We start from the raw sequence: 23,726 nt of genomic DNA, 5'->3' as shown, positions 1-23,726 counted from the left end.
AACAGAAATAAAAAAAGTAAGAGGTTTAATATTTCTTTTGTAAATTAGAAGTTCAATAAAATTATTAACCTCCTAAGAGGTTTCTAAACCATCCGCTTATGAAAAATTTAATTTTAATACGCCATGCAAAATCAAGCTGGGAAGCTCCTTTAAAAGATTTCGACAGACCTCTAATGAAAAAAGGAATACTGGACGCTCATGAAGTATCGGCAAATATTTCAAATTTTCTTCCTAAAACCTATATAATATGGAGTAGTACTGCGGCACGCGCTTCAGAAACGGCGCTAATCTTTGCCCAAAATATTTCGTATCCTATTGAAAGTATCGTTTATAAAGACGATCTTTATACTTTTGATGACAAACAGCTCGAGAAGATTATCAAATCATGTGATAATAGTTTCGAAAGCATTATTCTTTTTGGACATAACGAGGCTATTACAAATTTTGTTAATAAATTTGGGGATGTTTTTATCGAAAATGTTCCTACTTCAGGCTTTGTATCTTTACAGTTTGACGCAGAAAGTTGGAACTCAATTAATAAAGGTAAAACTCATAAAACAATTTTCCCCAAAGATTTAAAATAATATAAAGTGTACGAACAGAAATATATCGATAGAGAAAAAAGTTGGTTAGCGTTTAATGCGAGAGTGCTTCAGGAAGCCGCAGATAATACGGTTCCGCTTTTAGACAGACTGCGTTTTGTTGGAATTTTTTCGAACAATTTAGATGAATTTTTTAGAGTTCGCTATGCTGCAATTCGTAGATTAAGCCTTTCTGGAATTTCTGGAGAAAAATATTTAGGAGGAGTTTCTGCCCATCAGCTAATTAAAGATATTACCGAAATCGTGATTCAGCAACAATCTGAAAGCTTACGTATTTTAGGAAATATCGAAACAGAACTCGAAGCCGAAAACATTCTAATTATTAATGAAGACGAAATAACACCCGATCAGGAATGTTTTCTAAAAGACTTTTTTGATCAGAAACTAAGTCCTGAATTAGTAACCATTATATTGAATGATCTGGCAGAGTTTCCAATTCTTAAAGATACTTTAGGATATTTGGCCGTTCGTTTAGAAATGAATACAAACGATGAGGTTCGTTATGCCGTGATCGAAATCCCGAAAACGATAAACAGATTCGTTGTATTGCCTTCTCATGATGATAAACATTACGTTATTCTTATTGATGATGTTATTCGTTACAATTTAAAAAACATCTTTAATATTTTCGATTATAAAAGTGTTTCGGCACACATGATCAAAATTACTCGTGATGCACAATTAGATATCGATAGCGATTTGAGCAAAAGTATGCTCGAAAAAATCGCAACATCAGTAAAAGACAGAAGGATAGGAGAGCCAGTTCGTTTTATTTATGATAATTTAATCGAAGAAGATACACTACATTTCTTTTTAGATAAAATGAAAATTGTAGAAACAGATAGTATTATTCCAGGCGGAAGATATCATAATCGTCGTGATTATATGAGTTTCCCAAATTTAGGAAGATACGATTTACTTTATAAACCTAACGAACCATTACCAATTCCGGGATTGAGTTTGGGAGGAAGTATTCTAGAAAAAATCAGTAAAAAAGATTATTTGTTACACGCGCCTTATCAGTCATTTTCATATTTAACCAAGTTTTTGCGTGAAGCCGCTTTAGACCCAAAAGTAACGAGTATAAAAATTACTTTGTATCGTTTGGCCAAGAATTCGCAGATCATCAGCTCGCTTATTAATGCTGCTAAAAATGGTAAAAAAGTAACCGTACAAATCGAGTTACAGGCCCGTTTTGATGAAGCATCGAATATTTCTTATGCAGAGCAAATGCAAACAGAAGGAATCGAACTTATTTTTGGAATAAAGGGACTTAAAGTACACAGTAAAATTTGTGTAATCGAAAGAATCGAAGAAGGAAAATCACGTCGTTACGGATTTATTTCTACAGGAAATTTCAACGAATCTACGGCTAAGATTTATACAGATGTTACCCTTTTTACCTGTCATCAGGGAATATTGAAAGACATCTCTAAAATATTCGAATTTTTCGATATCAATTACAGAGTGCACAGATACAAGCATTTAATTGTATCACCACATTATACAAGAACAAAATTTATTAAATTAATAGATCGTGAAATTCTGCACGCTTTGGCAGGTAGAAAAACACATATTAAATTAAAAATGAATAGTTTATCTGATTTTAAAATGATCGATAAATTATACGAAGCCAGTAATGCAGGAGTAAAAATCCAGCTTCAGGTAAGAGGTATTTGCTCATTAATTCCCGGGATTCCCGGAATGAGCGAAAATATCGAAGCCATAAGTATCGTCGATAATTATCTGGAACATTCAAGAGTTTATATTTTTGGAAATGCCGGTTTAACCGAAGTATATATTTCATCTGCAGATTTTATGACCCGAAATCTTGACGGAAGAGTCGAAGTTACCTGCCCAATTTATGATCTTGAAATCAAGAAAGAATTAATAGATAACTTTAATATTGCCTGGAAAGGAAACGTAAAAGTAAGATACCATTCTTATAAATTAGATAATAAATACAAACCTAGAAATCATCATGCCCCATTTAGAGCGCAACTTGAAACCTATAAATATTATCAAAATAAAGTATCAGTATTAGAACAAGTTCCTCAAAAAATAAATTAATAATAAAGAATAATAAATCATAAGTGAGCATGATTAATATAAAGAAATATGCAGCAATAGATATTGGTTCAAATGCCATGAGGCTTCTAATATCGAATGTTGTAGAACAAGATGGCAAAGAACCACAATTTAATAAAAGTTCGCTTGTTCGTGTGCCAATTCGTTTGGGACAAGATGCCTTTACAGTAGGGGAAATTTCAGAAGAAAATATAGATCGAATGGTTGATGCTATGAAAGCATTCAATCTTTTGATGAAAGTACATAAAGTAGAACGTTATATGGCATTTGCTACTTCGGCAATGCGCGAAGCTTATAATGCAAAGGAAGTTGTCGCTTTAATTAAAAAGAAAGCCGATATCAAAATTGAAATTATTGATGGTAAAAAAGAAGCCGCCATTATCGCATCGACAGATTTACATCATTTATTAAAAACTGATGAAACTTATCTTTTTGTAGATGTAGGTGGTGGAAGTACTGAATTCACACTATTTTCTGATGGAAAACTGATTAATTCAAGATCTTTTAAAGCCGGAACTGTTCGTTTGCTGAATAATATGGTTCACGATTCTGTTTGGGATGAAATCGAAAAATGGATCAAAACCAATACTGCAGATTATGAAGAAGTAACCTTGATTGGTTCCGGAGGAAACATTAATAAGTTGTTTAAAATGTCCGGAAAACAGCAAGAAAAACCACTTTCGTACATTTATATCAACTCGCAATATGCGTTTTTAAACTCATTAACCTACGAACAAAGAATTGCCGAATTAGGTCTGAATTCAGATCGTGCCGACGTAATTATTCATGCTACCAGAATTTATCTAAATGCCATGAAATGGAGTGGAGCACGTCAAATTTACGTTCCTAAAATCGGACTTTCTGACGGAATCGTAAAAGCAATGTACTACGGTAAAATTTAAAAAAAGGATATTGCCACAGATTAAAGGATTTTCACAGATTAAAATAAAAAAGAAATCTATTGAAATCTTCTAATCTGTGGCAAAAAAAATATAACCACCATAATTTTAATAAATGAATAAAACTAGACTTGAAGCCTTCAGTGATGGTGTATTAGCGATTATTATCACCATTATGATTTTAGAAATTAAAGTGCCTGAAGGACATGAATTTGCCGATTTAAAACCGCTTATTCCTAAATTTTTAAGTTATATTCTAAGTTTTATTTATGTTGGAATTTACTGGAACAATCATCATTATTTAATTCACGGAATGACCAAAATAAGCGGAAAAATCCTGTGGGCTAATTTGCATTTATTATTCTGGTTGTCCTTAATTCCGGTTGCAACAGGCTGGATGGGAGAGCATAATTTTGCAAAAGCTTCTATGACTTTGTACGGAGTAGTATTGTTTTTATCATCTGTAGCTTATTTTATTTTACAGCGCATTATAATTGTCAACGAAGGAGAAAATTCAATATTGGCGAAAGCTATTGGCAGGGATTTAAAAGGATATACATCATCTGTTTTATATGTTTTAGGAATCATTTTTTCGTTTTACAACGAATGGATTTCAGGTGCTGCCTATTTAATCGTAGCATTGTTATGGCTTATACCGGATAAAAGAATCGAGAGAGTTTTTGCTTCAAAAAATTAATCTATTCAAAAATTATAATGAAATCAGTTTTTCAGTCTATTCAGGTTTTACCTCAAAATGAATTAGATCTTCTGGATGATTTAGTTACGTTTCGAAAACTTAAAAAAGGAGAACTTTTACTGACAGAAAATCAGGTTTGCAACGAAATCTATTTTATCAAAAAGGGGATTTTACGTTCGTATTTTTTCAATCATCAGGGAGATGAAATTACCAATTGTTTTGCATTCGAAAACGAATTTATGGCTTCATTTTCCAGTTTTATAACGCAAAATAATGCTGAAGAAAATCTTCAGGCATTAGCCGATACTGAGTTGCAAGTCCTGAGCCGTGAAAGTTTAGAAAAGCTGTATCAATTGGGAATTCATTGGCAGGAAATAGGACGTAAGTTGACCGAAATGGAATATGTAACGTTGCAAAAACGAATGATATCTTTTCAGAAACTATCAGGAACACAGCGTTACGAAGAATTGTATCAAAACCATCAAAAATATTTGCAATTGATTCCGCTTCAGTATTTAGCATCATATTTAGGTGTTACACCAAGACATTTAAGTCGTATTCGAAAAGCGGTTTTATAGGACATTTGTCCGGTAGCAATTTTCATCGGAATAGTATTTTTGTAAAAAAGAAAACACATGAAAAAAATACTGATCATAAACGGACATCCAAATGCATCCAGCTTTAATTTCGGGCTTGCCGAATCGTATCTAAAAGGCGCAATTGCTTCCGGAGCACAAGTTGAAACCATAACTATTGCGGCATTAAATTTTAATCCAAACCTGCAATTTGGTTATCAAAAACGAACCGAGTTAGAGCCGGATTTACTAGAAGCCTGGGAGAAAATTAAAAGAGCAGAACATTTGGTTTGGATTCATCCCGTTTGGTGGGGAGGTTTGCCAGCCATCACAAAAGGATTTATTGATCGTTTGTTTTTGCCCGGAATGGCATTTCAATACAGAGAAAATTCAGTTTGGTGGGATAAATTGCTAAAAGGAAAAACGGCACACATCATTACTACATTAGATCAGCCAGGATGGTACTACAGATTATTTTTCGGAAGACCAAGTGTCAATCAATTAAAAAAATCTACTTTAGAATTCTGCGGAGTAAAACCTGTAAAAGTTACTTATATCGGAATTATCAAAACAGCCAATGATTTTCAAAGAGAAAAATGGCTCCAGAAAGTCTATGATTTCGGATTAAGAAATAAATAAAAAAAAATTGCCACAAATTTCACGAATTCAAGTTTATATAATTGGTGAAATTTGTGGCAAAAAATAGCAAATACTATTTTAAAAAGGTAACACTTTCTTGCCTTTTACTTCTTCTAGTAATTCGGCCATAGCCAAATAAAAAGCACTGCTGCCGCAAATAATACCAATGGCTCCTGCAAAAGTAGCTACAGATTCAATTCCTGTCCATTTTTCGAAAGCTAACAAGAAAAATAAAACAGTCAGTGAAAGAAAAACAAATTGCTGAACCTTACTTGCTCCCCAGGTTCCGTACCACATAAAAGCGGTGAAAATTCCCCAAAGAGCCAAATAAACTCCTAGAAAAGAGTTGGGTGTAGCTCCTGCCAATGCGTTTCCAGTATCAGGCAACATCCATATTCCAACCAGTGTTATCCAGAAAAAACCGTAAGAAGTAAATGCCGTTGCAGCAAAAATATTCGATCGCTTAAAAGCAATAATTCCGGCGATTATCTGAGCAATTCCTCCATAAAAAAATCCCATTGATATAATTACAGCGCTAACGGGAAAAAATCCCATGTTGTGTATGTTTAATAAAATAGTGGTCATTCCAAAACCTAGAAGACCTAACGGTGCAGAGTTTGCTAATTGCTTTTCCAATTTTTAAAGATTTAAATATAATCTGTCAAAAATATAGAAAAAATACTACAAAAATAAAAAGTGAAGCAAAAAAAAAAATTAAAATTTCCAGTTATACCAACAACTTGAAGTGCGTATTACGCATTTAAATCCAGTCCAAATGTCGTACGTAAAAGATCAATGTTTGGATTAATTTCAAGCAAACGATTGTAACGATCCTGATCATTAAGACTACGTTTGATCTCGATAGTTTCGTTTACATTCACTTCAATCGTAATATCGTGATTGTGCAAATGTCCTTTCAAATGTCCTAAAAGACCGTGAATCTGTCCTTCAAAATCTAATTTAGAACCCTCGTTAGGCAATTCAAAAGTAATTACTGTTCCGTTTAAGGTAGGATCATTAATCAATAGTAACGATTGCATAATTTTGTGGCCTTTGTCACCCAAACGTTGTGCATATTTATTCCATTGCACTAACATTTCAGTTTCCGTAAAATCTTCTGTAGGCATTACAGATGTAGGTTTTACATACGACTGACTAGCTGCTTCCAGTTCTTTTTTCTTGCGAATACTAGATAAAGAAAAGGCAGAGATTTTAGGCTCGTTGCTAACTTCAGCTTGTGGAGTTACCGGAGTTTGAGCGACAGGTTGAGCCTGGCTCTGAGTATTAGCATTGCTATTTTGCTCCGCGTTTGGAGTTTGAGATTTTAAACCTGGATTTTCTGTTTGAGGTTTTGAAACTTCAACTATAGAATAGCCACTATTTTTATAATAAGTAGGAGGAATTATGAATTGCTCAACTTTTTTTTTTCTCCATCAAAGCTGATAGAGGCCAATTGCATTAAACATAATTCAACCAAAAGGCGTTGGTTCTGACTCAATTTATACTTTAAATCGCAATCATTTGCAAGATCAATTCCTTTAAGTAAAAATTCCTGCGAACATTTTTGGGCTTGTACGCCATACATTTGTTGCGCTTGTTCACCTACCTCAAGCAAAGCGATTGTAGCAGGAGTTTTGCTTACCAATAAATCTCTGAAATGCGAAGCCAGACCAGCAATAAAATGATGTCCGTCAAAACCTTTGGCCAGAATATCATTGTAAGCTAATAAAAGATCCGGAATCTTATTTTCTAAAAGTAAATCGGTAATACTAATGTAAGTTTCGTAATCTAAAACGTTTAGATTTTCGGTTACAGCCTGACGTGTTAAGTTAGTGCCGCAGTACGAAACCACACGGTCAAAAATAGATAAAGCGTCACGCATGGCACCATCAGCTTTTTGAGCGATAATGTGCAAAGCATCGTCTTCAAAATCGATTCCCTGACTTTTCGCAACTTCTGCCAAATGTTCTTTAGCATCTTTTACGGTAATTCTTTTGAAATCAAAAATCTGACAACGAGATAAAATCGTTGGAATAATCTTGTGTTTCTCTGTTGTTGCTAAAATAAAAATAGCATGTTTTGGCGGCTCTTCCAATGTTTTCAAAAAAGCATTAAAAGCTGCCGAAGACAACATATGAACCTCGTCAATAATATAGACTTTGTATTGCCCGGTTTGTGGCGGGATTCGAACCTGATCAATAAGATTACGAATATCATCAACCGAGTTGTTTGAAGCCGCATCTAACTCAAAAACGTTAAAAGCGAAATCTTCATTAGGATCATCATATCCAGGCTGATTTATTTTTCGAGCCAAAATACGTGCACAAGTTGTTTTACCAACTCCACGTGGTCCTGTAAATAAAAGGGCAGAAGCAAGGTGATTGCTATCAATAGCATTCAACAAAGTGTTGGTAATAGCTTTTTGTCCTACAACATCCTTAAACGTCTGTGGGCGATACTTACGAGCCGATACTACAAATTGTTCCATATTCTTTTTATTCGATAGCAAATATAGGCTGAAAATTGCCAATTCACAAATCTGAAAATCATAAAATATTAGAAGGAATTTTGATTGTTTTGAATGTGAGTGAGTAACAGTTTTAAATTAATATTTTTAAATAAGAGCTTGCAGAAATTGAACGCTGATAAAACGGATTTGCTAAAGTGAAAACGCAGATTTAGTCGGATTTTTTTCTTGACACTTGTCTTCCTGAGCGTCCCGAAGTAATCTTGTAAGGATTCGTTTTTTAGATGGTTTTAAATCCATTAATAATTTTACTATTTGTAAGTTTTTTTATTTAAGTGCAGCCTTTAATTTAATTATATTTGAAATGTTATATTCATTATATCAGTATATTAGTTGTTAAAATCCACTCATAAAACTATCTCATTCTAAAACCAATTTTTCCATGAAAAAACACCTTTTATTAATTACAATTGTATTTTGTTCTTTCCAGATTCAGGCTCAAACAGCGCAAGATACAATTGACATCAAACGTGTTGCTTTGGCTTATATTGAATCGCAACATACCCCGAATCCGAAATTGATGGAAAGTGCTCTGCATCCCCGATTGGTAAAAAGATCCGTTTTTAGAAGTAAGGCTGCTCAAAAAGATTATATTTCAGAATACTTTGCAGAGAATATGGTAATTCTTGCTGAGACATATAATGTAAAAGGAGATAAGTTTCCTAAAAATCCAAGAAAGGAAATCAAACTTTTGGATATTTCAGAAAGAACAGCTTCTGTAAAATTACTAGCCGATGCCTGGATCGATTATATGCACATTGTAAAAACAAACGGCGAATGGAAAATTATAAATGTACTTTGGCAATATAATGATGTCAAACAGCACGAATAGTTAATAAATTTTAAAAGTTCTGGATCGTAAAATTCAGGACTTTTTTGTTTTGCTAATATTAAGAAATGGTAATAATGTAAAAATTGTAGGATTATTTTGTAATATGTTGCTAATTTATTCGTTAACTTTAGATGTTTAATCAACTAAAAAAAATATCTATTATGAAAATTAAATCTATTTTATTAGGGATGGGTCTTGCTGTTTCCTTAGTGGCCTGTGGTCCAAAAGATGCAGATATTCAAAAAGACATTAACGCACAAATTAGCGCACTTCCGGGTGTTGAAGTTTCTGTAGTAAAAGGTGTTGCTACAATTTCAGGTACTTGCAACGATGAAACAGTAAAACAAAATGCTGAGAATATTGTAAAAGGAGTAAAAGGAGTGAAAACTGTAGTAAACAATTGCGAAATTCCAGCTCCTGAACCTGTAGCTACAACTGCTCCGGTTGAAATTAATGCTGATGGTGTTTTGACAACTTCGGTAAATGAAGTCGTAAAAACCTATAGCGGTGTTACTGCCACAGTAAAAGATGGTGTAGTAACACTAACGGGAGATATCAAAAGAGCGCAATTGCCAAATTTGATAAAAAGTGTACAAGAATTAAAACCTAAAAAGGTAGAAAATAAGTTAACTATTAAATAAGGAAGTCATGAGCGTAAAAGATAAATACAAAGAGTTAACAGATTTAGCTACGAATTTAGGCATAGCAAATTTGCAGGTAAGAGAACAAGATAATGTATTGTATGTTGATGGTCAGGCCAAATCAGCAGAAGATAAAGAGAAACTGTGGAGTGCTTACGGAAAAATTGATCCTGATTTTAGATCAGCCGATGTAGTCATGAATATTGAAGTGGCTGAAGGAACAACAACAGAATATACTGTAAAAGGTGGTGATTCATTGTCTAAAATAGGAAAAGCTCATGGTGTTTCATGGGAAGCAATTTTTGAAGCCAATCGAGATATCATTAAAAATCCTGACCTGATTCAGCCAGGATGGAAATTGAAAATACCAACAGCATAAATTATTTATAAGCTGTTATAGAAAGTCCATCGTAAATGATGGACTTTTTTATTTGTATTGAAATGGTACGCGGATGACACGGATTCGCTAAAGCGAAAGCGCAGATTTATACGGATTTTTTACTTTTATGAGGAATGAAATATTTGTTGTTGCCAAATTAACTACACAAGTAAAAACAAAAAAGAAGTTAAAATAAATTAGAATTTCGAAATGTTACCAAAAATAGGTAACTTTGAATTAAATTATAAATGCTATGGGACGAAATACTTCAATATCGCTGGGAAATCATTTTGAAAGCTTCATAGAAAATAGTCTTTCTGAAGGAAGATTTAAAAACGCTAGTGAAGTGGTTAGAGCCGGATTACGACTTTTGGAAGAAGAAGAAAATAAATTAATTATTTTAAAAAAAGCCGTTCAGGACGGAATTGATAGCGGACGTGCTGAAAATTTCGATGCTAAGAAACATCTTGAAAGCTTAAAAGCAAAGAAAAGAAATGGCTAAATATTATTTAACCAATAAAGCAGTTGAAGATTTGACTAATATTTGGGATTATACTTATGATGAATGGTCAGAAAATCAGGCAGATAAATATTATAATTTACTTTTGAGTTCTTGCCAGGAAATTGCCGAAAATCCCAATCTCGGCAAAAAATATGATAATATAACAGAGAAATTATTAGGTTTTAAATCGAATCAGCATATAATTTTTTATCAGATTATTTCAAACACTGAAGTTGAAATTATTAGAATTCTTCATGGAAGAATGGATTTGAAAAGTAAATTTTAAATTTTTACAACTTGCGCAACTTTCTAAAAAAATAGCACGCGGATGACACGGATTCGCTAAAGCGAAAACGCAGATTGATACGGTTTTTTTTTGCGCATTTTTGTCCCTCAATTTCTATTTTATTACTATTTTTTTTAGGAGCTAATCCCGCTATCCGTTACAATCTTTTGTGTCCGCCGCGGCGGACACAAAAGGATTTCCTCTACTATCGGGGCTAGGACAACCGTTTTCATAATAATATTTTCGTCTGTGTCATCCTGACGCAGGAAAGATCACACAAGAAGCTCGACAAAGATTGCGGAATTACTAGTGCGATCCTTTGTTTCTCAAGAAGACAAGATTGTGGTTGCTTTATTTTAAGAAATAAAAAAGAATAAAATCCGCTTTTAATCCGCGTTTTTGCAAAGCAAATCCGTGTCATCCGCGTGCTATGATAAAGATTACGGAATTACTTTGTCGAGTTTCGAGTGTGATCCTTCCTGCGTCAGGATGAAAAGATTGTGGTTAATGTTCTGAAGACCTTTGTCAAAGTTTCGAACTTTGACAAAGGTTTGTTCGTAAAAATCAGTTCTGTAAATATTAAATCTTCTTATGAATCCTGAAACCCTAGCCCCGATAGAAGAGGAAATCCTTTTGTGGCGGGGTTCGCCACAAAAGATTGGAACGAATAGCGGGATTAGCTCCTAAAAAATCACATTATTCTTCTTCACTATCAGTTGAGGGCTGCTTTAAGATCGCTTTTCTTAAACGGTCTTCGTTTGCATCGCCCCACGTGCCTAAGGCTGAAATTATAGGGATTAATGTTTTGCCAAAATCGGTAAGACTGTATTCGACTTTGGGAGGCATTTGGGCGTAGATAATTTTTGAAACGAGTTCGTGTTGCTCTAGTTCTTTTAGCTGAATATTTAAAACCCTTCTGGAAGCATCAGGAATTTTTCGTTGCAGTTCGCTTGGCCGCTGAAAGCCTTCGTTGATGAACCATAACAAACGGATTTTCCATTTGCCATACAGCACTTCGCCGATAAGGTCGAGGCCACAATTTAAGTTCAAAGGAATTTTTCTTTCATACATAAATACAAATTTAACCTAATGTTCTAAACTGGACAATAGGGGAAAAATTTATCCGTATGCAATTCGATTTTCCGTAATTGTGAGAACCGGTCGTACTGCCGAAATTTGCTTTTATAAAACTGAAGAAAATGGAAAAACAATTTAATTTTAATGAGGAATTGTCGGGCAAAGTTGCTTTGGTAACGGGTGGTACAAAAGGAACAGGTAAAGCAATTGCTGAACGATTATTGCAGGCTGGCGCAAAAGTGATTATCACGGCGAGAAACAAACCTGAGTTTGAGAATGACGAAATGCATTTTATTTCGGCAGACTTAAGTACTTCGAAAGGAACTTTGAAGGTTATTGAAGAGGTGAGAAGTACGTTTGGGAAACTGGATATTTTGATCAATAATCTGGGAAGTTCAGAAACTCCGGGTGGTGGTTTTGAGGTTTTGAACGATGAAGATTGGGAAAAAACATTTCAGGCGAATTTGTTTGCTCCGGTACGATTAGATCGTGGTTTTTTACCTGATATGATCCAACAAAAGTCGGGCGTAATTATTCATATTGCTTCGATTCAGGGAAAATTACCTTTGTATGATTCGACTTTGCCTTATGCAGCGGCAAAAGCAGGATTGATTAATTATAGTAAAAGTTTGTCTAATGAAGTTGCGCCAAAAGGCGTTCGCGTACTTACGGTTTCGCCAGGATGGATCATGACAACATCGGCTCAAAGAATGATGGAAAGAATCGCCGAAAGTTCGAACGGAACGATTGAAGAAGCAACGCAAAGTGTTATGAATGCTTTGGGCGGAATTCCTTTTGGCCGACCTGCAAATCCTGAGGAAGTAGCTGAATTGGTTGGTTTTCTGGTTTCGCCAAGAGCTAATTATTTAACCGGAACTGAGTTTGTAATTGATGGCGGAACGATCCCTACAGTTTAAATATTTAATATAGAAAACAGAAAGATTAAGAGTTTGAAAATAACGGGTTGATATTTATGTCGCTGAGTGAAAAATAGCTTTTGCACTCAGCGACTTATTATTTACCTTCCTTTAATGCTTAAATCAAATAAAAACTTTGCGGTTTCCTGATCTGAGTCGGCTGAGAAGCCAGATACATAAACGCCTTTTTTGCCTGATGTTGATTTAATTCCGTATACAACTGCCTCATCGCCTGGGTCCGAATCCCCTTCGTATCGATACACATGTACAATTTCAAATTTTTCAGGATTTTTTTTAATCAGGTCCGAGTTTAGATTAAAATCACAAGTAAATCCTTTTTCATGTAATTGATCCAGAGCTTTTGAAACAGTTGCGTAGTGATACATTCTAATCATGATATTGAATTTTAAAATTATGGATTTTAAAGATAACTATTTTAAAATTAAAATGTTAAATAAATAGAATGAAATCTTTTAAATAAAACTCATTGTTTTAAAATGGTGTTAATCACAATATCTGATTGCGCCATCGCTATTTACAATAATGCTGTTTATTTTTCCGAAGGTGAAACTTACTGCCAACATTCTTATTGCAATTGTAGATTTAGAATCTTTTGCTTTGTTAAAACCACCAGATTTATCAGTTGATAATCTGACATACAAAATGCCATCATCGACGATTTCGTTTCGGTTAAAACGATAATGTTTTTCTTTTGAAAATTCTTCCTTGCAATCTAAATTTTCAAGACTGCTATAATTATAAATTGGTAAATTATAGTAGTAATCTAATAGATAAGCATCGGACTTTATAAAACTGTAAATTATTGTATGTTTTTTAGGATCAAAAGTTCCCTCTGGCAGTAAAAAGAATTTATCAACTTTTTCGTCGGGAAGATTCGGATAAATGTTTACAACTGCTTCAGTATCTAATAAATAATGAGCATTGTAAAACTGAAAGATATTGACTGACACATAAATAAAAATTATTATCGTTAAAACAGTATACAAAAATTTTTTCAATTGGTTGAGAAGTTTTAATGGTTAAGTATTTGAAGTTGAAGATAAATAAGATTTTCAAAAAACTAAAATAATATAATTTAGGGATTCTTTATCCATAAATCCTTACTTTTGCACCGCAGACCGCCTTATCGTCGTCCCGATTTATCGGGAGGGAGGAAAGTCCGGACACCACAGAGAAGCATAGCGGGTAACGCCCGTCGGTGTTAGAAATAACGCAAGGACAAGTGCAGCAGAAAGTATGTACAGGTAATGCTGTAGTGAAACCAGGTAAACTCTATGCGGTGAAATACCAAGTATATCAGCATTTAAGGGCTTCTCGTCCGTTGTTGAAGGGTAGGTAGCTTGAGTCCAACAGTAATGTTGGATCTAGATAAATGATAAGGCTCTGATTTATCAGAGACAGAATCCGGCTTATAGGTCTGCATTTTTTATATATTTGTGATACTCTCTAATCTATTTTCATGAATATAACCACTCCACAATCTTCTAATAAACCAAAGAAAAGTACCTTTTTCATCATTGTTACCAATCTTACTTTTTGGGTTTTAATTGCCATTATTGCGGGTATTTTGCTTGGACATTTTTCGCCGGAAAATGGAGTGAAGATGGAAATTCTGGGCGCTAAATTTATTGCACTGATCAAACTTTTTATTGGTCCGATTATCTTTTTGACAATTGTTTTGGGTATTTCCGGAATGGGAAATTTGAAAAAAGTAGGCCGAATTGGGATTAAAGCGCTGGGATATTTTGAGGTCGTTTCAACCGTTGCTTTGGCAATTGGAGTAGCTATTGCTTATTTATTTAAACCCGGAAAAATTGATAGATCAGGTTTGACTTTGGGCGATGCAAGTCAATATACAAATGGTGCAGCCAAAAATTTTTCGTGGCTGGAGTTTTTCTTTTCGAATTTTACATTACAGGTTTTATTGGCGGCGATTGTTTGCGGAATTGCGCTGAATTTTTATAAAAAAAGAGAACAAACGATTTTGATTCTGGAACGCTTTTCGAAAGTAGTTTTTTTGGGATTGAAATACGTGATGTATCTCGCGCCAATTGGTGCTTTTGGCGGAATGGCTTATACTATTGGTAAGTTCGGGTTAGGAACATTAATTCCCTTAGGGAAATTAATGTTGTGTGTTTACCTGACCATGGCGTTGTTTGTATTCCTGATTTTGGGAAGCATTTTGAGATATTATAAAATTAGTATTCTTTCGATTTTAAAATATATAAAAGAAGAACTTTTGCTGGTTCTGGGAACTTCATCTTCTGAGGCTGCTTTGCCAAGTATTATGGTAAAGCTGGAGCAAATGGGTTGTAGTAAATCGGTTGTGGGGTTGGTGATTCCTACGGGTTATTCTTTTAATTTGGATGGAACTTCGATTTATTTGTCGATGTCGGTGATATTTCTGGCGCAATTGTATGATGTTCATTTGAGTTTTTTTGAAATCCTGAGCGTAATCGGAATCCTGATGATTACTTCAAAAGGTGCGGCGGGCGTTACCGGAAGCGGATTTATAGTTCTGGCTTCGACTTTGACGGCATTGCATAAAATTCCGGTCGAAGGTTTGGCTTTTTTACTGGGAGTGGATAAATTTATGAGCGAAGCGCGAGCGATAACTAATTTGATTGGAAATACGGTAGCAACGATTGTAATTTCTAAAAGTGAACGAGATTTTACGGAGCTTAATTTAGATCCTGTTTTAGAGGAGTAATGTTGCTCTGCTTTGTGTAGAATGGCACGCGGATGGTACGGATTCGCTTTCGCGAAAGCGCGGATTTATACGGATTTTTTTTTATTTGTTAAAAATGAAGTAACCACAATCTTGTCATCCTGACGCAGGAAGGATCACAGTAGCAATTCCGCAATCTTTGTCGAGCTTCTTGTGGAGATTTCTCCTTCGTCGAAAGGACAAACTATATGGATACATTATTTTTAATTCGTGTAATTAGTAGCAAAAAAAAACTTAAATATGAAAAGAATTGGAATTTTAGGACTTGGTGGAGTAGGTGGTTATTTTGGTGGACTTTTAGCGAAAGCGTATTATAAGTCTGATGATGTCGAGGTGATTTTTATTGCGCGTGGCGAAACCAAAAAAGTAATTGCCGAAAGCGGACTGAAAATCATTACCGATGATTCAGAAATTATTGTGCATCCTAAATTGGTGTCTAATGATCCGGCTGAAATTGGCGAATTAGATTATTTAATTTGCGCTACAAAAACGTATGATATCGAGGAAAGTTTGCTTTCGTTACAAAAGTGTATTACGCTAAAAACGACAATTCTGCCTTTATATAATGGTGTTGATGCACCGGAGCGAATTCAGAAAATCTTTCCTGAAAATGAGGTTTTGCAAGGTTGTGTTTATATTATTTCGATGATTTTTTCGCCGGGAACAATCCGAAAGATTGGTTTTTACGAAAAGTTGTTTTTTGGTTCTAAAACCGCTTCAGTTGCAAAGTTGAATGAATTGCAGGAGATTTTTCAAAAGGCTAAAATCGAAAGTTATCTGGTAGATAATATTGAGGAAACTGTTTGGGAGAAATTCATATTTATTTCGGCACTGGCATCTGCAACTTCTTATTTAAACCAGAATATTGGTGAGATTTTAAACGATCCGGATGCTAAGGCAATTTATGTAGAATTGCTGAAAGAAATCGAATTGGTTGCTAAAGCAAAAGGTTTGAAATTACCTGACGATATTGTAAATCAGACTATCCTAAAACTAGAGAAATCGCCTAAAGAAGCGACTTCATCTATGCACAGAGATTATTTGGCGGGTAATAAAATAGAAGCAACTTCGCTTACAAAATTTGTTGTAGAAGAAGGTTTGAAATATGGCGTAAAAACTCCTCTGTATGAAAAAATAAGTAATGTATTATTGTCTTAAAATTAGGCTTCGTCTTTTGTCGCACGAACTAAACTAATTCCGGACATAAAAAATACAATACCTAGTATACCGTAAATAATTAACGATTTAATGTCTCTTGTTTCGCCTGAAGTACCTGCAAATATAACCGCAGTGTAAATCAATCCTACTATTCCGAGGATGGTAAGTAACCCTCCGAAAAATCTTTTTAGGTTCATGATGTTTTGATTTAAAGTTTTCATTACAAATGTATTACGCAGTTTGCAGGTGGCGTTATACAATTGATTCTAAAACTTATATCATTTACAGTAAAATAGATTATTAATGTATAGTCAGAAAATATTTAGAATTATACGATAGTTGTTTCGTTAAAGTACTATTTTTACGTTAATTAACTTAAAATCAATTATGAAAAAAAATTACCTGTTATTGATCTTATCTGTTCTTTTTATTAATGCTGTTCAGGCTCAGGATGATGCTCCGGTTTCTGTCGCGAAAAATCAGTTTAAGATTAATATGTTGTTTCCCGGCTTTGTTTATGAGCATGGTTTTGATACCAAAAACACACTTTATTCTGAGGTAAGTTTAGGAGTTGGCTATCGTTATAGCAGTTATTATCATGAATCAAGTTTGTATATTTTTCCTATGATTAATGAACAGTTTCGTCATTATTATAATTTAGAAAAAAGAGCTGGTAAAGGAAAAAGAACTGCTCATAATTCAGGTAATTTTGTAGCTGCATCTGCTTACTATAACTTCAAGTCATTCAATACCAACGTAAATATGGAAACTATGATCCTTCTTTTACGATAGCAGCACTTTGGGGTTTTCAGCGAACTTACAAAAGCAGATTCAATCTTGAGGTGCATTTGGGTCCGGGAGTAAATTTTGATAAATACGATACTGAATTTGTACCTGTAAGTAGCTTTACTCTAGGCTGGGTTATAGGAAAATAATAAAAAATATAGTAGAAAACCTTGAGAAATCAAGGTTTTTCTATTTTAAATTCCAACCCGATATTTCGAGTGCTTTCAATGCTGATTTTAGGATCTGAATTAAAATATTTTCTAAGTCTGCTGATAAAAACATCCATACTTCGGCCGGAGAAATAATCGTCTTTTTTCCAGACCGACATCAAAATTTGATCTCTCTTTAATAACTGATTATGATTTAGATACAAATATTCAATAAGAGAAGCTTCCATTTCTGTGAGCTGCTGTACATGATTTTTATTGTTTAAAGTGAGCCTTTCATTATCAAAAATATAAGAGCCAATTTCAATTATATTATTTCCCTCAAGAGTTCTTTTTTGTTCGATTCTTTTTAGAATATTCTGCAAACGCAGAACGAGTTCATCGACTTCAAAAGGTTTTATGATATAATCGTCTGCACCAAGTTTTAATCCGATGATTTTATCTTCTTTTAATTTTCTGGCGGTTAGAAAAATGAATGGAATCTCAGGGTTGATTGTAATTATTTTTTCTGCTAATGAAAATCCGTCCAGTTTTGGCATCATGACATCAAAAACACAAATATCAAAAGTTTGGTTTTTAAAATAGTCTAAAGCTATTTCTCCGTTTTCTGCCCAGATTACTTCAAATTGATGCAATTCTAAATATTTTTTTAAAATTCCGGCAAAATCAAAATCGTCTTCAGCTAAAAGTAGTCTTTTCAAAATAAGGTAATATTAAACTTTTAATAAAATAGTAAACTGAGTTCCTTTTCCTAAATCGCTCACAACGCTCACAGAACCCTGATGCGCTTTTATAATCTGATCGACATAATACAAGCCTAAACCTAAGCCTTTTGTGTTATGAAGATTTCCTTGTTCTACGCGATAGAATTTTTCAAATAGAAGAGATTGTTTGTTCTTTTCAATGCCAATTCCGTCGTCTTCAACACTAATCGAAAATTGATTTTGAACCAGATTTGTTTTTATTATAATCGTATTCGAACCATATTTTACCGCATTCTCCAAAACATTTAAAAGTGCTGTAGTCAGATAAAATTTATCCAGAATAAGATGGGTTTTCTGTGTCTGAAAATGGGGTTTAATATCAATTTCAGGATATGTGATCTTAAAATCATTAACGATTGTTAACAGAAAATCTTCCGTTTCTATTTTTTCTTTTTGCAATTCGATTCCGTTTTCAGCCAGAGAATTAGCCATAACCTGATCGATCAAACTTTGCAAACGATTGTTCTGGCGCGAAATCGTATTAACAATAGCATTAAAATTTTCGTCATTGTCACGAATGTCTTTTCGTTCTAATATTTTGGTCGAAATGCCCAAAGTAGTTAAGGGCGTTTTAAGTTCGTGCGTAATATTATTGATAAAATCGGTCTTGATATCGTTTACTTTTTTCTGTTTGATTAAGGCTTTTATAGCGATGACAAAAAGCGTTATTAAAGTTAATATAGAAAGCAGGGACAGAATTAAAACAAAGGTCATTCTTCCTAAAATAATCATTTCCCAGTCGATTACAGACACGTACATCGAATCCTCCGTCAATAACTTATAATTTTTATTTTCGAAAGTTCCGCTGGAAGTTCCAACATAACTTCGAACTAAAAAAGCCTGGTTTAAAGAAGCCAGATTGCCGTATAATTTGTTTTGAATAAAAGGTTTATCAGAGAAAATAGTATCGGCTTTTTTGGCGCTTTGGTACAATATAAATTTATTGAGTACAATCGCAAAATCGATTTTCAGGTTGGGTAAATCTCTCTTGAATTTGCGCTGAATCTTTTGCGTTAAAACATCATTGTATTCATTTTCTAGAATATAAGTTTTAACGTCGGCTTTGTTATTTTTCCCCTGAAGATAATTTTCAGATAATTGTTTGTACAACACCTCTTTTTTAGCAACAAGAACCGAATCGATATCACTATAATTATTCGAGATCTTAGCGATTTCATTTTTAATTTCGGTATGAAACTGCGCCACTTTATAATCGTAAGTCGTTTTTACCAAATAGCATTGCACCGTTGATAAAACGATCAAAGCAAGGACAGAAAAAGCGATTAATAAATTGATTCTTTGTTTCATGAGTTGTTTCTCTTATGGGCCGCGGGTGACACAGATCTAACTGGTTTATACAGATTTTTATTTAAGATTCAAGTTCGATTTTACAGATTTATAAAATAATAAACCTGTGTCAATCTGTTGCGTCCGACAAATCCGTGGGTCATTTTCCCAATTCAAAAATAATGTTTTTGCAACATAATAAACGCATTAACTCCGCATTAACCTTCAATTAACCTACGGAACCTTTTTTTAGAAGCACTTTTGCAGGATTCCAATTTTAAATCCAACCAAAAATGAACCCTTATTTGCCCTTTAAAATTTTCGTGATTTTGTTTTTTTTCCTGCTTTCTTTATTCGGATACGCACAAAATGAAACGCCAAAAGATAGTATTTCGAACACATTAAAAGAGGTTGTTGTTGCTCAGAACAAAAAAACGTTTACCAATACAAACGGAAATATAAAAGTTGATGTAGCCAATTCTATTTACAATTCAATTCCGAATACGGTTGATTTATTGTCTAAATTACCAACCGTTCAGGTGAGTTCTGATAAGGAAAGCATTTCGGTTATTGGTCGCGGAAATCCTTTAATCTACATTGATAATCAAAAGGTAGGAATGAACGATTTGAATGCTTTGGCTGTCGCCGATATTAAAACGATCGAAATCATTCAGAATCCATCTTCTAAATATGAAGCCGAAGGGCGTTCCGTAATTTTGATTACCAGAAAATTTAGTAAAAAAGACGGTTTTAGAACTGAGATTTATGAGACGGCTTCTTTTAAGAAAAAGTACAACAATTATATGGGATTCAACACCAGTTTTAAAAAGAATAAGATCGAATGGAAAGCCAACTTTAGTTATAATAAATTACAGCCTTGGGAAAATCATAGTATTGATTATCAGATTCCAGATGCGGAAATTGCGTCTAAATATGATGTAACGGCTTATTCTAAGAAAAGGCAATTTATCTTTGGCGGAAGCTTATTTTATAAAATAAACGAAGATGATTATTTTTCGTTTAGTGTAAACAGTAAGCTTCAAAAAGATGTTTTTCCTATTAATACGCTTACTTATAATAAAAATAAAGAGGTCGTAAATAATGTCTTAACCTATAGTGATAATGCTAATAAAAAGAATTTTATAAACTCATTTCTTAATTATTCTAAAAAGATAAAAGCGATAGATACGCAGGTTTTTACGGGCTTTCAATATTCTAATTTCGATCAGGGAATGTGGAGTGAGGTGGAAAACAATTACAACAATACTCAATTGGAATTGACGCAACTTCGCGATCAGAAATTTAAGGTTAACGTTTTTTCGGGAAAACTTGATATTGAAAAGAAGTTTAAAAATGAAATGAAATTTGAAATTGGAGGATTGTTTTCTTCTGCTGATTCTAAATCAGATTCGGATATATTTGATTATGGAAATAACGAAAGTGAAATAACCCATTATGATTTTAGAGAACAAAATCTGGCGGGTTATAGTCAGCTTTCCGGAAAAATTAAAAAAGTCGATTTCTCTTTAGGTTTTAGAGTAGAAAATACTAATGTCGACGGAAAATTTAAAACCGATTTGTCGCCTTTAATCAATAAAAACTACACTAATTTTTTCCCGAAAGCACAATTTTCATTTGCCATAGACAGTACCAAAAACATTAGTGTAAACTATGCTAAGAGTATTTCGAGACCCAATTATTCTTCTTTAAGTCAGGGAACAACTTATATAAATCCGTATTTTTTGTATGCCCGAAATATTAATCTTGATCCTACTATTGTCAATGAGATTTCGTCGACATTTCAATATCATGATAAATCGGTTAAGCTAACGTATTATCAAAATACAGATCCGGTTTACAATAGCTTTTTCTATGATAAAGACTTGAATATAATGACCTTCAAGGACGTTAATTTTGATAAAGAATCTGCGTTTGTTCTCGATTTCGAAGTTCCCTTTACGTATAAATTCTGGACAATAACAAACTCTTTCGTTTTTGTTTCCGAGAAAATAGAAGATGCTTCGGCGGTATTTTTGTCTTCAAAACCGTATGCGTATTATTATTCAAATAACGAATTTAAACTCCAGAAAGGATATACGCTAGTTGCTGGTTTTAGAGGAGTTACGAAACAAAATAAAGGTGTTTTTGAAAGAAATACCAGAGCAATGTTAGATTTGGCAGTTTCAAAAACGTTCTTTAAAAACTGGAATTGTAGTCTGAACTTTAATAATGTATTTAAAAAGATCAATGAAGAAGAAGTTTTTACGATCAACAATATCAACTCAAAAGCAATATATTTGGTTGATGATCGTGAAATTTCAATTTCGATAAGATATTCTTTCGGGAAAGTAAAAGAAACTGAGTTTACAGGAAAAAAGATGGAAGAAAACACAGATCGAGTAAATTAAAACTTAATGTATCTAATATTTTTCATGCAGATCTTGCAGATTGAGCGGATTTTTTTAAATCTTTTTAATCCTTTAATCTGTGGCTATAATTTAAAAACTAAATTTAGAAATTAAATTATTGAAAATGGAGCGAAATCGAGCTATTATAAAATCTCAATTTCGCTCCATTTGAGCTTATTAATATTCAAACAAAATTAACCTTCGTCGTCTTCTGTCGCTTTATTTAATTTGATGGTTAATTCTTCCTCATCATCAGTTGAGTTTAATTCGAAAAAACTAAAAAACGAACCTCCATAACTTTTCTGAAAAGAGAAATTGCTTAAATGTTCCATTTTGGTGTACTTAGAATGCTCGATTATCATCATTCCGTCTTCGTTTAATAACTCTCTTTCGAAAACCGTTAAAACAATTTTTTCAAAAGCCGTCTGATCTAATCCGTACGGAGGATCAGCAAAAATGATATCGTAAGAAGTTTTGCAATTGTCTAAAAATTTATAAACATCACTTTTTGTGGCAGCAATATCAAAATCATATTCTGATGCTACTTGTTTTACGAATTTTACGCATCCAAAATCACCATCAACAGAGGTAATAGGAGCGCTTCCGCGTGAAGCGAATTCATAACTAATGTTTCCTGTTCCCGCAAATAAGTCTAAAACCTTTAAGCCGTCAAAACTAAAATGATTGTTCAAAACATTAAATAATGCTTCTTTACTCATGTCAGTCGTAGGTCTTACAGGAAGGTTTTTTGGCGGAAAAATGCGTCGTCCTTTGTATTTTCCTGAAATGATTCTCATGATTGAAATAAAATATAATGTTTTTGATTTTGTGCAGTTGAGTAGCTGTTTTTTTGCTGTAATGTGCTTACATCCAAAAATGAAATATGACGAATGTATTTGTATGCAATCGCATAAAACGGATCGTTTTGATTTATGGTACCTAATAATTCAAGTTGAAAACTTTCCGGATTCAAACTCAATTGTTCGGCTGTAAAAAGGATATAATAAATGAAATCTTCCGGAGTCTGATATTCGAACGAATTGAATAACAGTAACTTTTGATTTTGAACAACAATAACTTCAAAATGAGTTGGATTAAAATTAATCACCATTTTTTTCTCGTCATTGTTCTTTGAGCTTTCAAGGATTTTTTCGACCAAAATACTATTGACATGTTTGTAATCGAAAGAACCAACATTATCAATTAGAAAATTATTGATATTGACATACGGAATGTAAACGGAATTCATTTCGTAATTCGAAATTTTATCGAAAGTAAAAAAATCAGTTTCAAAAACTTTTGTGGTGTATTGTAAATAACTTCCCAAATAGTTTTCGTCGAATAAAGGAGCCGGAACAAAAGTCGAAAGATTATTGTTGTGAATCACTAAGATTTCGTCGTAAGTTTCTTTTAATTCAGGATGATTTTTGAAAGCAGCGCTGTATAATTCTTCAATTTTTGATGTTTTTTGCGTAGTATCAAAATTGACTTCATTAAAGGCTGTAATGGTATTATTTAAAGTATCAAAACAACAAAATGAAAATCCATTCAACGAAACCTGAATAGAAAGCTTTTTGTAATTTTTTGAAGTGATGTTAGTATTTTGCAATGACATATTGATTTACAATTCGTTACCTGTTTTACAAGAAAGAATTTAAGGCGATTACAAACTTACAAATTAAAAAGGAACTATTATAATTGCAATTTCGAAAAACAATTTTAATTGGGTTTTAAAGTACGGTTAAA

The 23,726-nt window shown here is 33.4% G+C and carries 27 protein-coding genes and 1 other RNA gene; 17 read left to right on the top strand and 11 right to left on the bottom strand.

All coding sequences use genetic code 11. From position 1 onward, the window contains the following. Positions 1-98 precede the first annotated feature (98 nt). From L0669_RS20190 to L0669_RS20165, 6 genes are all read left to right on the top strand, one after another. Positions 99-584 (top strand): SixA phosphatase family protein, encoded by a 486-nt coding sequence (locus tag L0669_RS20190; RefSeq protein ID WP_263759687.1) that lies wholly within the window; start codon positions 99-101, stop codon positions 582-584. Between the two features lie 6 nt (positions 585-590). Then, a complete protein-coding gene (gene ppk1 / locus L0669_RS20185; protein ID WP_173973086.1) occupies positions 591-2,672 on the top strand; it encodes a polyphosphate kinase 1 in 2,082 nt (693 codons plus the stop codon). A 29-nt stretch (positions 2,673-2,701) separates the two neighbouring features. Continuing rightward, on the top strand, positions 2,702-3,592 hold the full coding sequence (locus L0669_RS20180) for a Ppx/GppA phosphatase family protein (protein ID WP_263759686.1): 891 nt from the start codon (positions 2,702-2,704) through the stop codon (positions 3,590-3,592). Positions 3,593-3,704: 112 nt separating this feature from the next. Next, the gene (locus L0669_RS20175; protein WP_263759684.1) at positions 3,705-4,286 is read left to right on the top strand and encodes a TMEM175 family protein; all 582 of its coding nucleotides are present in this window, start codon (positions 3,705-3,707) and stop codon (positions 4,284-4,286) included. Positions 4,287-4,303: 17 nt separating this feature from the next. Then, positions 4,304-4,864, top strand: coding sequence for a Crp/Fnr family transcriptional regulator (locus L0669_RS20170; protein WP_263759682.1), 561 nt, complete (start codon positions 4,304-4,306; stop codon positions 4,862-4,864). A gap of 57 nt (positions 4,865-4,921) precedes the next feature. Further along, positions 4,922-5,500, top strand: coding sequence for an NAD(P)H-dependent oxidoreductase (locus L0669_RS20165; protein WP_263759681.1), 579 nt, complete (start codon positions 4,922-4,924; stop codon positions 5,498-5,500). Positions 5,501-5,578: 78 nt separating this feature from the next. Here L0669_RS20165 and L0669_RS20160 read toward each other — a convergent pair whose 3' ends face one another. From L0669_RS20160 to dnaX, 3 genes are all read right to left on the bottom strand, one after another. Further along, positions 5,579-6,136 carry an acetate uptake transporter gene (locus L0669_RS20160; RefSeq protein ID WP_263759680.1) on the bottom strand — a complete coding sequence of 186 codons (558 nt, stop codon included), beginning with the start codon at positions 6,134-6,136 and terminating at the stop codon, positions 5,579-5,581. A gap of 116 nt (positions 6,137-6,252) precedes the next feature. Continuing rightward, entirely contained in the window at positions 6,253-6,627 is a 375-nt protein-coding gene (locus L0669_RS20155) for a DNA polymerase III (protein ID WP_232067407.1), read from the bottom strand. Between the two features lie 275 nt (positions 6,628-6,902). Further along, the gene (dnaX, locus tag L0669_RS20150) at positions 6,903-7,988 is read right to left on the bottom strand and encodes a DNA polymerase III subunit gamma/tau (protein ID WP_263759679.1); all 1,086 of its coding nucleotides are present in this window, start codon (positions 7,986-7,988) and stop codon (positions 6,903-6,905) included. A gap of 421 nt (positions 7,989-8,409) precedes the next feature. Between dnaX and L0669_RS20145 the strand changes: the two genes are divergently transcribed. From L0669_RS20145 to L0669_RS20125, 5 genes are all read left to right on the top strand, one after another. Next, a complete protein-coding gene (locus tag L0669_RS20145; protein WP_263759678.1) occupies positions 8,410-8,859 on the top strand; it encodes a nuclear transport factor 2 family protein in 450 nt (149 codons plus the stop codon). Between the two features lie 161 nt (positions 8,860-9,020). Continuing rightward, the gene (locus L0669_RS20140; protein WP_263759677.1) at positions 9,021-9,500 is read left to right on the top strand and encodes a BON domain-containing protein; all 480 of its coding nucleotides are present in this window, start codon (positions 9,021-9,023) and stop codon (positions 9,498-9,500) included. 7 nt (positions 9,501-9,507) lie between these two features. Then, entirely contained in the window at positions 9,508-9,879 is a 372-nt protein-coding gene (locus L0669_RS20135) for a LysM peptidoglycan-binding domain-containing protein (RefSeq protein ID WP_263759676.1), read from the top strand. 253 nt (positions 9,880-10,132) lie between these two features. Further along, positions 10,133-10,381, top strand: a complete 249-nt coding sequence (locus L0669_RS20130) for a type II toxin-antitoxin system ParD family antitoxin (protein ID WP_263759675.1) — start codon at positions 10,133-10,135, stop codon at positions 10,379-10,381. Then, positions 10,374-10,667: a type II toxin-antitoxin system RelE/ParE family toxin gene (locus L0669_RS20125; RefSeq protein ID WP_263759674.1), complete on the top strand. Its 294-nt coding sequence runs from the start codon at positions 10,374-10,376 to the stop codon at positions 10,665-10,667. The genes L0669_RS20130 and L0669_RS20125 overlap by 8 nt, the downstream gene beginning before the upstream one ends. 696 nt (positions 10,668-11,363) lie before the next feature. Here L0669_RS20125 and L0669_RS20120 read toward each other — a convergent pair. Beyond that, on the bottom strand, positions 11,364-11,738 hold the full coding sequence (locus L0669_RS20120; RefSeq protein WP_263759672.1) for a winged helix-turn-helix transcriptional regulator: 375 nt from the start codon (positions 11,736-11,738) through the stop codon (positions 11,364-11,366). 128 nt (positions 11,739-11,866) lie between these two features. Between L0669_RS20120 and L0669_RS20115 the strand changes: the two genes are divergently transcribed. Then, complete coding sequence (locus tag L0669_RS20115) at positions 11,867-12,661, top strand: SDR family oxidoreductase (RefSeq protein ID WP_263759670.1); 795 nt, start codon at positions 11,867-11,869, stop codon at positions 12,659-12,661. A gap of 101 nt (positions 12,662-12,762) precedes the next feature. On the opposite strand, the gene L0669_RS20110 is transcribed toward L0669_RS20115, so the two are convergent. Continuing rightward, positions 12,763-13,056, bottom strand: coding sequence for an SH3 domain-containing protein (locus L0669_RS20110; protein WP_173972275.1), 294 nt, complete (start codon positions 13,054-13,056; stop codon positions 12,763-12,765). A gap of 108 nt (positions 13,057-13,164) precedes the next feature. Further along, positions 13,165-13,680, bottom strand: coding sequence for a hypothetical protein (locus L0669_RS20105; protein WP_263759669.1), 516 nt, complete (start codon positions 13,678-13,680; stop codon positions 13,165-13,167). Between the two features lie 112 nt (positions 13,681-13,792). On the opposite strand from L0669_RS20105, the gene rnpB reads away from it, so the two are divergent. The 3 genes from rnpB to L0669_RS20090 all read left to right on the top strand — a co-directional run bounded on the left by rnpB (position 13,793) and on the right by L0669_RS20090 (position 16,568). Beyond that, positions 13,793-14,110: RNase P RNA component class A (gene rnpB, locus L0669_RS20100), an RNA gene on the top strand. A gap of 31 nt (positions 14,111-14,141) precedes the next feature. Further along, on the top strand, positions 14,142-15,392 hold the full coding sequence (locus L0669_RS20095) for a cation:dicarboxylate symporter family transporter (RefSeq protein ID WP_263759668.1): 1,251 nt from the start codon (positions 14,142-14,144) through the stop codon (positions 15,390-15,392). A 258-nt stretch (positions 15,393-15,650) separates the two neighbouring features. Then, positions 15,651-16,568 (top strand): ketopantoate reductase family protein, encoded by a 918-nt coding sequence (locus L0669_RS20090; RefSeq protein WP_263759667.1) that lies wholly within the window; start codon positions 15,651-15,653, stop codon positions 16,566-16,568. A 2-nt stretch (positions 16,569-16,570) separates the two neighbouring features. Here L0669_RS20090 and L0669_RS20085 read toward each other — a convergent pair whose 3' ends face one another. Beyond that, complete coding sequence (locus tag L0669_RS20085) at positions 16,571-16,765, bottom strand: hypothetical protein (RefSeq protein WP_055096600.1); 195 nt, start codon at positions 16,763-16,765, stop codon at positions 16,571-16,573. A 190-nt stretch (positions 16,766-16,955) separates the two neighbouring features. On the opposite strand from L0669_RS20085, the gene L0669_RS20080 reads away from it, so the two are divergent. Continuing rightward, positions 16,956-17,360: a hypothetical protein gene (locus L0669_RS20080; RefSeq protein ID WP_263759666.1), complete on the top strand. Its 405-nt coding sequence runs from the start codon at positions 16,956-16,958 to the stop codon at positions 17,358-17,360. A 172-nt stretch (positions 17,361-17,532) separates the two neighbouring features. Here L0669_RS20080 and L0669_RS20075 read toward each other — a convergent pair whose 3' ends face one another. Together L0669_RS20075 and L0669_RS20070 are read right to left on the bottom strand one after the other, a co-directional pair. Continuing rightward, positions 17,533-18,222, bottom strand: coding sequence for a response regulator transcription factor (locus L0669_RS20075; protein WP_263759665.1), 690 nt, complete (start codon positions 18,220-18,222; stop codon positions 17,533-17,535). A 12-nt stretch (positions 18,223-18,234) separates the two neighbouring features. Next, positions 18,235-19,593 (bottom strand): sensor histidine kinase, encoded by a 1,359-nt coding sequence (locus L0669_RS20070; protein WP_263759662.1) that lies wholly within the window; start codon positions 19,591-19,593, stop codon positions 18,235-18,237. Between the two features lie 272 nt (positions 19,594-19,865). On the opposite strand from L0669_RS20070, the gene L0669_RS20065 reads away from it, so the two are divergent. Beyond that, positions 19,866-21,980, top strand: a complete 2,115-nt coding sequence (locus L0669_RS20065) for a TonB-dependent receptor domain-containing protein (RefSeq protein ID WP_263759661.1) — start codon at positions 19,866-19,868, stop codon at positions 21,978-21,980. Positions 21,981-22,174: 194 nt separating this feature from the next. On the opposite strand, the gene L0669_RS20060 is transcribed toward L0669_RS20065, so the two are convergent. Further along, entirely contained in the window at positions 22,175-22,777 is a 603-nt protein-coding gene (locus tag L0669_RS20060) for an RsmD family RNA methyltransferase (protein WP_173972287.1), read from the bottom strand. Continuing rightward, entirely contained in the window at positions 22,774-23,595 is an 822-nt protein-coding gene (locus tag L0669_RS20055; protein ID WP_263759659.1) for a DUF3822 family protein, read from the bottom strand. Before L0669_RS20055 ends, L0669_RS20060 begins: the two co-directional genes overlap by 4 nt. Positions 23,596-23,726: the final 131 nt, after the last annotated feature.

It is taken from the genome of Flavobacterium bizetiae, assembly GCF_024271895.1.
In the GTDB taxonomy this organism is placed as follows: Bacteria; Bacteroidota; Bacteroidia; order Flavobacteriales; family Flavobacteriaceae; genus Flavobacterium; species Flavobacterium bizetiae.
This window is presented reverse-complemented; position numbering and strand designations above follow the sequence as displayed.

What these genes read in the sequence shown, in the direction of transcription:
- L0669_RS20190 (WP_263759687.1), top strand. Translation starts at nt 99, where the DNA reads ATGAAAAATTTAATTTTAATACGCCATGCAAAATCAAGCTGGGAAGCT.
- L0669_RS20180 (WP_263759686.1), top strand. Translation starts at nt 2,702, where the DNA reads ATGATTAATATAAAGAAATATGCAGCAATAGATATTGGTTCAAATGCC.
- L0669_RS20175 (WP_263759684.1), top strand. Translation starts at nt 3,705, where the DNA reads ATGAATAAAACTAGACTTGAAGCCTTCAGTGATGGTGTATTAGCGATT.
- L0669_RS20170 (WP_263759682.1), top strand. Translation starts at nt 4,304, where the DNA reads ATGAAATCAGTTTTTCAGTCTATTCAGGTTTTACCTCAAAATGAATTA.
- L0669_RS20165 (WP_263759681.1), top strand. Translation starts at nt 4,922, where the DNA reads ATGAAAAAAATACTGATCATAAACGGACATCCAAATGCATCCAGCTTT.
- L0669_RS20155 (WP_232067407.1), bottom strand. Translation starts at nt 6,627, where the DNA reads ATGCCTACAGAAGATTTTACGGAAACTGAAATGTTAGTGCAATGGAAT.
- dnaX (WP_263759679.1), bottom strand. Translation starts at nt 7,988, where the DNA reads ATGGAACAATTTGTAGTATCGGCTCGTAAGTATCGCCCACAGACGTTT.
- L0669_RS20145 (WP_263759678.1), top strand. Translation starts at nt 8,410, where the DNA reads ATGAAAAAACACCTTTTATTAATTACAATTGTATTTTGTTCTTTCCAG.
- L0669_RS20140 (WP_263759677.1), top strand. Translation starts at nt 9,021, where the DNA reads ATGAAAATTAAATCTATTTTATTAGGGATGGGTCTTGCTGTTTCCTTA.
- L0669_RS20135 (WP_263759676.1), top strand. Translation starts at nt 9,508, where the DNA reads ATGAGCGTAAAAGATAAATACAAAGAGTTAACAGATTTAGCTACGAAT.
- L0669_RS20130 (WP_263759675.1), top strand. Translation starts at nt 10,133, where the DNA reads ATGGGACGAAATACTTCAATATCGCTGGGAAATCATTTTGAAAGCTTC.
- L0669_RS20125 (WP_263759674.1), top strand. Translation starts at nt 10,374, where the DNA reads ATGGCTAAATATTATTTAACCAATAAAGCAGTTGAAGATTTGACTAAT.
- L0669_RS20120 (WP_263759672.1), bottom strand. Translation starts at nt 11,738, where the DNA reads ATGTATGAAAGAAAAATTCCTTTGAACTTAAATTGTGGCCTCGACCTT.
- L0669_RS20115 (WP_263759670.1), top strand. Translation starts at nt 11,867, where the DNA reads ATGGAAAAACAATTTAATTTTAATGAGGAATTGTCGGGCAAAGTTGCT.
- L0669_RS20110 (WP_173972275.1), bottom strand. Translation starts at nt 13,056, where the DNA reads ATGATTAGAATGTATCACTACGCAACTGTTTCAAAAGCTCTGGATCAA.
- L0669_RS20095 (WP_263759668.1), top strand. Translation starts at nt 14,142, where the DNA reads ATGAATATAACCACTCCACAATCTTCTAATAAACCAAAGAAAAGTACC.
- L0669_RS20090 (WP_263759667.1), top strand. Translation starts at nt 15,651, where the DNA reads ATGAAAAGAATTGGAATTTTAGGACTTGGTGGAGTAGGTGGTTATTTT.
- L0669_RS20085 (WP_055096600.1), bottom strand. Translation starts at nt 16,765, where the DNA reads ATGAACCTAAAAAGATTTTTCGGAGGGTTACTTACCATCCTCGGAATA.
- L0669_RS20080 (WP_263759666.1), top strand. Translation starts at nt 16,956, where the DNA reads ATGAAAAAAAATTACCTGTTATTGATCTTATCTGTTCTTTTTATTAAT.
- L0669_RS20070 (WP_263759662.1), bottom strand. Translation starts at nt 19,593, where the DNA reads ATGAAACAAAGAATCAATTTATTAATCGCTTTTTCTGTCCTTGCTTTG.
- L0669_RS20065 (WP_263759661.1), top strand. Translation starts at nt 19,866, where the DNA reads ATGAACCCTTATTTGCCCTTTAAAATTTTCGTGATTTTGTTTTTTTTC.
- L0669_RS20060 (WP_173972287.1), bottom strand. Translation starts at nt 22,777, where the DNA reads ATGAGAATCATTTCAGGAAAATACAAAGGACGACGCATTTTTCCGCCA.
- L0669_RS20055 (WP_263759659.1), bottom strand. Translation starts at nt 23,595, where the DNA reads ATGTCATTGCAAAATACTAACATCACTTCAAAAAATTACAAAAAGCTT.